The organism is Pseudoxanthobacter sp. M-2, from assembly GCF_046156265.1.
In the GTDB taxonomy this organism is placed as follows: Bacteria; Pseudomonadota; Alphaproteobacteria; order Rhizobiales; family Segnochrobactraceae; genus CAMDHY01.
This window is the reverse complement of record NZ_JAWDIR010000024.1, coordinates 1-7,689: the sequence shown is the minus strand read 5'-3', so window position 1 is coordinate 7,689 and position 7,689 is coordinate 1. Positions and strand designations below refer to the sequence as shown.

Here is a 7,689-nt window from a genome sequence, read left to right as displayed (position 1 = left end):
ATGAGGGCGGACGGTGTTGTAGTGCCGCCGCCAGCCCTCGGTGACTACCCGGGCTTCGTTGAGGCTGTAGAAGATCTCCCCGTCGAGGAGTTCATCGCGGAGCTTGGCGTTGAAGCTCTCGCAGTAGCCGTTCTCCCAGGGGCTGCCGGGCGGGATGAAGGCTGTCCGGGCGCCAACGGCAGCAATCCAATCCTGCACAGCCCGTGCGATGAACTCCGGCCCGTTGTCGGACCGGACATGGCCCGGCACGCCTCGGAGGATGAAGAGGTCGGAGAGCACGTCGATGACGTCTGTCGACCGCAGCCTCCGCCCGACCCGGATTGCCAGGCACTCCCGGGTAAACTCGTCGATGACGTTCAGCATGCGGAACTTCCGTCCATCATGGGTGCGGTCCTCGACGAAGTCGTAGGACCACACGTGGTTCGGGTGCTCCGGCCGTAGCCGGATGCACGACCCGTCCGTAAGCCAGAGCCGGCCACGCTTCGGTTGCCTTACTGGCACCTTCAGCCCCTCCCGCCGCCAGATCCGCTCGACCCGCTTGGCATTCACAACCCAGCCGGCAGACCGCAGCAGAGCGGTGATCCGACGGTAGCCGTAGCGACCATATCGAATGGCGAGCGCGACAATGTCCGCGGTCAGCGCCACCTCGTCCTCGCGTCCGTGGGGGATCTTGCGCTGTGTCGACCGATGCTGGCCGAGAACCCGGCACGCCCGTCTCTCGGGAACGCCGAGTTCCTCGACGAAATGGTCGACGCACGCACGGCGACGGGCGGGGCTCATTAGTTTCCCCGAGCCGCCTCCGCCAGGATCATCTTGTCGAGCGTCAGATCCGACACCGCCCGACGCAGCCGTGCGTTCTCCGCCTCGAGCTCCTTCAGGCGCTTCACCTGGTCGCCCTTCAGCCCGCCGTACTCGTTCCGCCAGCGGTAGTAGGTAACCTCCGTCACCCCGATCGACCGGATCGCTTCCGCGACCGACCTGCCCTGGGCTGTCAGAACCTCAACCTGCCGAAGCTTCGCGACGATCTCCTCAGGCTTATGCCGCTTCCTCGCCATCTGTCCGTCCTCCAAAAGCGCTCAAAGCCCATACCTCAGGGAGGACCACTTCAAGGGGGGCAGGCCAATGAACGACGACAACTATCGGCTGAAGCAATCTGCCGGAGCCGCCCCACCGCCGCGGCGGAGCAAAACCAGGCCACCACCGAACACGTCGATCCCGGCACCGGCGAGATCACCCCAGCCTGATCAGAAACGAACGCGACGATATGCAAAGGGCCCGGATCGGGTCCCTTAGCATATCCCCCTCCCGCGCCGCCACTGGCCTGCTTTTACTCCGCCCCGATGGCCTGGAATCCGACCGCCGTTGACAGCCTCGAGGTCGACCTAGCAGAAAAGCACCCCCCCTTCCTCTCGTTCGACCCTTGCATGCGAGCACTCCCTCCAGATAACGGAGTGAAACACATCGAGACGGCAGGGAAGAGCGACTTCTTCAACAGCCTGTTTGAGCTACCTCGCCGACGTCATCGCCCGCATCGTCGTAGGCCGCCCTCAAAGCCAGATCGACGACCTGCTTCCCTCGGCCAACGCTCCAGTGCCCTCAAGGCCGCGGCCGGAGAAGAACGCTTGCTCAAGTTCCCCGTCATCGTCCCCGATCGGTCCGTCCTCGTCAGGGCGAACCAAGCTTAACCCCCTGTCCCGATTACCGGGGTCACCTCAACTTGGCTAGGCTTGATCTCAACATGGAGGATGGCAATTGCCTTAGTCTTTCTGTCTGGAGCGGCAGCGACGCTAATCTCCAATTCGTTCACATCACCCCGCAAGCTCTCTACAGACAATGATGCGCTCGCATTCCAACTACCGGACCGTGCATTTTTGTAGATGTTCCCGACCAGGGCCTTACCGTTCAGAGATAGCTTGATGTCGGCTACATCTATCTCTGCACTCGCACGTAACCCTTGAATGAACAAGGTAGACTCGTGCGCAGCGATACCAGGTAGACGCAGGCTACTCTGCGCATCCAGCCAGCGGAAGGTTTTGTTGGAAGCTGATTTGGAGCGCGGGTGGATTCCGGTCCCGACTATCACCTCGTCCATCCCGACAAACAAATGCTGAGCCGGGGAAGGCTCCACCAATTCTACACCGGACTTGGCCTGCGCAGGCTCGTACTGCGCCAGCACAGGTTCAGCCTGCTGCGCCGCACCCTGCACCCGCCAAGAAGCCAACTCCAACCCTTCCGACTCGGTTCCCGGAACACAAATTTTCATGCTGAGGAATTGAATCGGCGCAACGCCGGAAACTTCTGGATTTGTCAAACCCTCCGACGGGAGGACAACAATTAACGCAGGATCCTGCCGCGCCAAAATCGCCGGGGACACGGCAAACTGAGCAACCGATGTGTTGCCGGGACTCAGGACGTGTGAGCACACAAGTTCACCGTTGACCGAAACAACAACCTTTGTACTCAATGTGACAGAGGCAGCGGCTTGGAACGTGAGATCAAACTGTAGTGGCTGGTCCAGTGGGATCGCCCCAATCGCTCCACGGAAAACGAGGCCATTCACGAGAACCGGCAACACTCCATGACGCGCCTCAGGACCATGGTAGACGATGGGGACGGTCGCTTGATCATCCGGCAGCCAGACTCGATTGAATGGCAGCGTCGGACCATACTTGTTGGTCTCAAAACACGGATCAAGAGAGCCGTCGCCAGTGACGAGCCTCATGCACGCCTGAAGGCCAGCATCTTTATAGATGACCTGCTGCGCACGATGCCGTTGGGATGCTGGCGCCATCCAGAATCCAATCAAACCAAGACTAAGCACACGACCATCCGTGCTTCCGGACACTGCGTTAACCTTGTAGCTCGCCTGTGGCAGCAACTCAACACATACAGTGCCATCGGCGTCGATCAGATCGCGTGGGACGTGGGCCGTGCGTGCGGTAACTGGGAATTGCACTTTTGATTGATTGTCGTAGAATGCCCACCTCGCAATCTCTCTTCCATTAACCTTGATGAGACAGGTATTATCACCACGCATTGGGCCAAAATACTGGACTACTGCTGTGAACGTATAGTCCTCTTCGGGCGGGACGCAAATCTTCATATGAAGTAAGATAGGCCCATCACTACCCCAGCATCCCCAAGGCTCACTCGGATAGAGGCCCCCAGCAACATGCCGCCGTACCTGAACACGAGTTCCTAGAAGTACGACTTCACCTCCTGCATACGAAAAGCAAGTTGACGGCTCGATTGGCACTCCCAGCGCCTTCTCGAGCTGGATGGCAGACTCCTCCCAAGTGGTTGCATGGTAGCCGGCACGAATCTGGGCTTCGCGCGCGCTGCGCGCGGACTGTGACAACGCGTAGTGCTCAACCCGCGCCGCCCAAGTTACACGATCATACGGGCTTAGCAGGTCGGTCAGGTCCGGAGCAATTTCCGGAATGGAAGTCGCGTTACTCGCGATGCAAATCTTCCCATAGGCTAGACTTTCACCGACTGGCAGCCCCCAGCCTTCATGAAGTGACGCATAGACGGTGAATAGGCTCTCGCGATATAGCCAATCTAAGGTCGCATCGTCAATCCCGTCGATGATGTGTATATGCTTGTTGACGCGCGTATCGCTGCGGATAGTGCGCGCCAGATCCTGGCCGTTCCAGGAGACCCCGCCTGCTATTATCAGGTGCGGGCACACCTCACCCAGCTTGGCGCGAAGCAGAATCCACACTTCGTAGAGAAGGGCATAATTTTTGCGAGCGTGAATACCGCCCACTGCGAGCGCGAAAGGACGGTCCGAGAACCTCCTCTGAATCTCCGGATCAACGCGTTCACCGCCGCCGTTGAATGTGCCTATTGCATCCGCAAGGCGGAATTTTTGGAATCCGGGTATCATCAAATCATGTTCTTCCGCAAATGCCTTGATATCATCCACTGTATATTTTGAGTACGCAAGAAGACGACGCGCCCCGCTGAGAACGTTAATTAGATTTTCTTGGAAACGCGACGCGTATCCATCCGCGAACCAGTGCGGCGAACGTACCGGTGTCAGGTCATGCATAAGTACCGACAATTCCAAACTATGCTGTTGAGCAAAATTCAAGAGGGATGTTGCGTAGTTGCCATTCTGCATCCAACTACTGCCCGTTACAACGAGGCGAGAATTCGGCAAGAAGCTACCCGGACTTAGACGATTAGGACGAGTCTTTTGGAGGTAAGATTTCAAGGCGTGATGCCCGACCCAAGACTGCGAAACCTCAGTGAAGCCTTCCTCCGAGTTTCGGAAAAACACATAGCGAACCCTGGCGCCGAACTTTCGCCCCAGCTCCTGGCCGATTGCATGCTCAACACGCATGATACCGGACCTAAGTCCATCATTATTCGTGCTTGTTGTTATATCGAAAACTATTTCGAAATCCGAGTCAGAGTTATTCAACGTAGAAGCTCGCGCGCCGGTAGACCCAACTATACTCGGGGACTTAGATATCGAATCCACCGTTGACACGTGTTGGTAGAGGTTGTCCGCCAGCCGCGCATGTTCTTGCCACGTATAGCGCTCTCGAATCTCCGCCTGAAGCGCCTCAGAATCTGCCCTCCTCCACTTGCGCTCCCAAGCTTCGGTAATGCATTCTGCAATGGACTCGATATTCGATGGATCGCAATACCACGCCTTGTCGCCAAAATATTCTCTCTCGCCCGAGCGATCGCTAAGGACCATCTTACGTCCCGCTGCAGCAGCCTCAAGTGCGGCCAGGGGGGCACCTTCTGCCCAGCTAGGTAGCGCAAACACACGCGCACCGTGAAGCGCTGATCGCAGCATGTCCGAACCTGGCTCCAGCCGTTCAATCATCAACAAGTTTTCCCCCCCGGCTTTGCGCACCCACTCGGCGTACTGAGCGTCCCCGGCGTTACCGACGAGGACGAGCGGCACACCAGTGCTACGCAGGGCCATCGCTAGGAGCAGTTGATTCTTCCGATGTTCGACCCGAGCTACGCACAAGACGTATTCCTTGCCCTGCAGACCATAGGCCTTCCGAAACAGATCCGGATCACCCTTGCTGAAGCGATTGAAGTCGACAGGGTTGCGGATTACACGGCTTTTTTCAGGAAGCGCCGTATATTGCTGAACGAGGTCTCGTTCCTTCTCTGAAAGAAATACGAAGGCGTCTGATAGTGCCGAGAGTTCTCGCAGGCTCTCCTTTAAGCCGGGTTCCGGGAGAGAGGTAGAAAAATTCCCAGCGAAAAAGCTCGCACGCTCCGCCTCCCAGCGCCCGAGGCCGTCAAGGATATCCGACTGGCGATCAAAGGATCTGATCAAGCCCGTCTGCCAAAGCTCCGCCTCGCTTAGGTCAAGGGCAATGGGTGAGAAAACCAACGGCTTTCCGACCGCAGCTACCCGGCGCGCGGCGCGCAACGCTGTCGATGGATGCCAAACATTATACAAGTGCACGACGTCATAGGCGCCGAGTCCTGCCTGCGGCATGTGCACGTGCCGCGCATCCACTCCTATTTCACGCAGAGCAGCGGCGGTGCGAGGAACTCTCACGGTTGGCCCACCGAGGACCGTCGATTCCATGCCGTGCGTGACAAGCGCTACCTTGCGCACCTTTCGATGCAGCGGACCTCTGGCAGTTGGAGACAGGTTTCGCTCCTTCGCCAACGCTCGAAAAAGCAGCTCATGCTGCTCGGCCCAGCGATCCCAGGTGTTCTCTTCTACGGCATGGCGCAGCACCTGCTTCCGAGCAAGTAGCTCGCTCAACGTGCGTCGTAAACTGCCGGGATCTTTCGGATCGATCGTGATGTGGGGATAGTCTGGGACCCAGCCCACGGGCCCACCGATGACCGGAACTCCCGACGCAAGTGCTTCCAGCACGCTCATCGGGCCACCCTCTGATGAGGCAGGCACGAGGACGTAGTCCATCGAGCGATAAAATGCCGGTAGTTCTCTTTCCGGCACATTAATTGCCGGGCCGGGCCAACCGCCACCGGTAAAATGCCATTCGATGTCAGGCATGTCCATCACGGAGTTGACAAGGGCCTCGCCTTTGCGACCAGTGTGATACGTGCGCCCAACAACACCAATTTTGAGCCGAGGCCTGAAGACGTCTAAGTCAACGCCAGGCTTGATGACATGGCTTTCAATCTTCGCAGCCCGCAAGATCTCCCCAGTCGCAGATGACATCGCAACGGCAGCATCTACATTCTTCGCAACCTGGAAAAATCGCTCCTTAGTGACTGGATCGCCTTCAAGATGTGTGAAAAGCGCGATTTCGCAGGGCGACACCCGGCCAAGTCTACAGCCGTAGGTAATATAGTACTGTATCGGGGCCGATGGGTCGGGTTCATCGTCAATGCTAATTCCGGAAACGCGGGCAACGATCTCTTTGCCCAGTCTCTCAAGAATCCAGCCACGATCAGACAAAGTAATGTGAACAAGCCTACCCGACATAAAATATACCTCAAAAGCGAGTCAAAGCTGGGCCTTTCGCATAGCTGCAAAAAGAACGATGCGAACCGGCCTCGCTGTGTCTGGCGATTGCCCCCAGGTGAAACGCCCGCACCGGAGAGACACTGATGGTCACGGGCTGACCACAATGAACAACACCGAGACGGTTCGGTCAATTCCGCGTCGGTGCAGTGCAACCTACGCCGGCCAGCGTTCAGAGCCTGACCGAAAAATAAGTCGGGCAATATCAGTGCCTTGTGATTCCACCGGTGTTGCGAAGCATCGGAAGGGATCACTGATCTGAAGAAGGCGCTGGCCGAGCGGGCGCTGAACGCCGAGATGGACCATCATCTCGGCGGGGACGCGCCGGCAACAGCCGCAACGGCTACGGCCGCAAGACGGTGACGACCGAGAGCGGCCGGATCGAGTTGGAGATCCCCCGCGACCGGCAGGCGACAATCGATCCGCAGTTGATCGCCAAGTACCAGTGCCGCTTCCCCGGCTTCGACGACAAGATCGTGGCCCGCCCCCCTTGATGTGGTCCTCTCTGAGGTATGGGTTTTAAGACCATTTGGATGACGGACAGATGGCGACGAAGCGTTACAAGCCTGAGGAGATCGTCACGAAGCTTCGGCGGGTTGAGGTTCTGACGGCCCAGGGCAGGTCGGTCGTGGAAGCGATCCGGTCGATCGGGGTGAGGGAGGTCACCTACTACCGATGGCGAAATGAGTACGGCGGGCTGAAGGGCGACCAGGTGAAGCGCCTGAAGGACCTCGAGGCAGAGAACGCTCGGCTGCGGCGTGCGGTGTCGGATCTGACGCTCGGCAAGATGTTCCTGGCGGAGGCGGCTCGGGGAAACTACTGAGCCCCGACCGCCGCCGTGCGGGTGTCGAGCATGTCGTCAGGTCGGTGGGGGTCTCCGCGAGACGAGCCTGCCAGGTTCTCGGCCAGCATCGATCGACGCAGTGCAAGATCCCCCGCGGGCGGGAGGACGAGGTGGCGCTGACCGCCGACATCGTCGCGCTCGCCTTCGAGTACGGCCGCTACGGCTACCGTCGGGTCTCCTCGGGCTTATGCCGCTTCCTCACCATCCGCCTGTCCTCCAAATGACCTCAGAACCCATACCTCAGGGAGGACCACTTCAAGAGGGCAGGCCAGTTTGCCACGCCGATCTAGGTGGCGGCGCGGTTGAGACCGATGGTCGGCACCATGAGCCCGAAGCGATGCTTCTCGGCCGCGAACACCGTCTC

Annotated in this window: 2 protein-coding genes and 2 pseudogenes; 2 read left to right on the top strand and 2 right to left on the bottom strand. The window is 58.7% G+C overall.

The genetic code is table 11. The features are described from left to right. A protein-coding gene (locus RUR49_RS14790; RefSeq protein WP_409147170.1) for an IS3 family transposase occupies nucleotides 1–1,055 on the bottom strand; the annotation gives its coding sequence in 2 pieces (ribosomal slippage) (nucleotides 1–794 and nucleotides 794–1,055; 1,056 coding nt annotated over the 2 pieces). This gene is flagged as partial in the annotation. Between the two features lie 626 nt (nucleotides 1,056–1,681). After that, nucleotides 1,682–6,442 carry a glycosyltransferase family 4 protein gene (locus RUR49_RS14785; RefSeq protein WP_409147169.1) on the bottom strand — a complete coding sequence of 1,587 codons (4,761 nt, stop codon included), beginning with the start codon at nucleotides 6,440–6,442 and terminating at the stop codon, nucleotides 1,682–1,684. A gap of 288 nt (nucleotides 6,443–6,730) precedes the next feature. On the opposite strand from RUR49_RS14785, the pseudogene RUR49_RS14780 reads away from it, so the two are divergent. Beyond that, nucleotides 6,731–6,963 (top strand): annotated as a pseudogene (locus RUR49_RS14780) (transposase); the annotation flags it as partial. 62 nt (nucleotides 6,964–7,025) lie between these two features. Continuing rightward, nucleotides 7,026–7,507: pseudogene (locus RUR49_RS14775) on the top strand (transposase); the annotation flags it as partial. Between the last annotated feature and the right edge of the window lie 182 nt (nucleotides 7,508–7,689).

Coding starts and splice junctions, on each gene's coding strand:
- RUR49_RS14785 (WP_409147169.1), bottom strand. CDS start 6,442: ATGTCGGGTAGGCTTGTTCACATTACTTTGTCTGATCGTGGCTGGATT.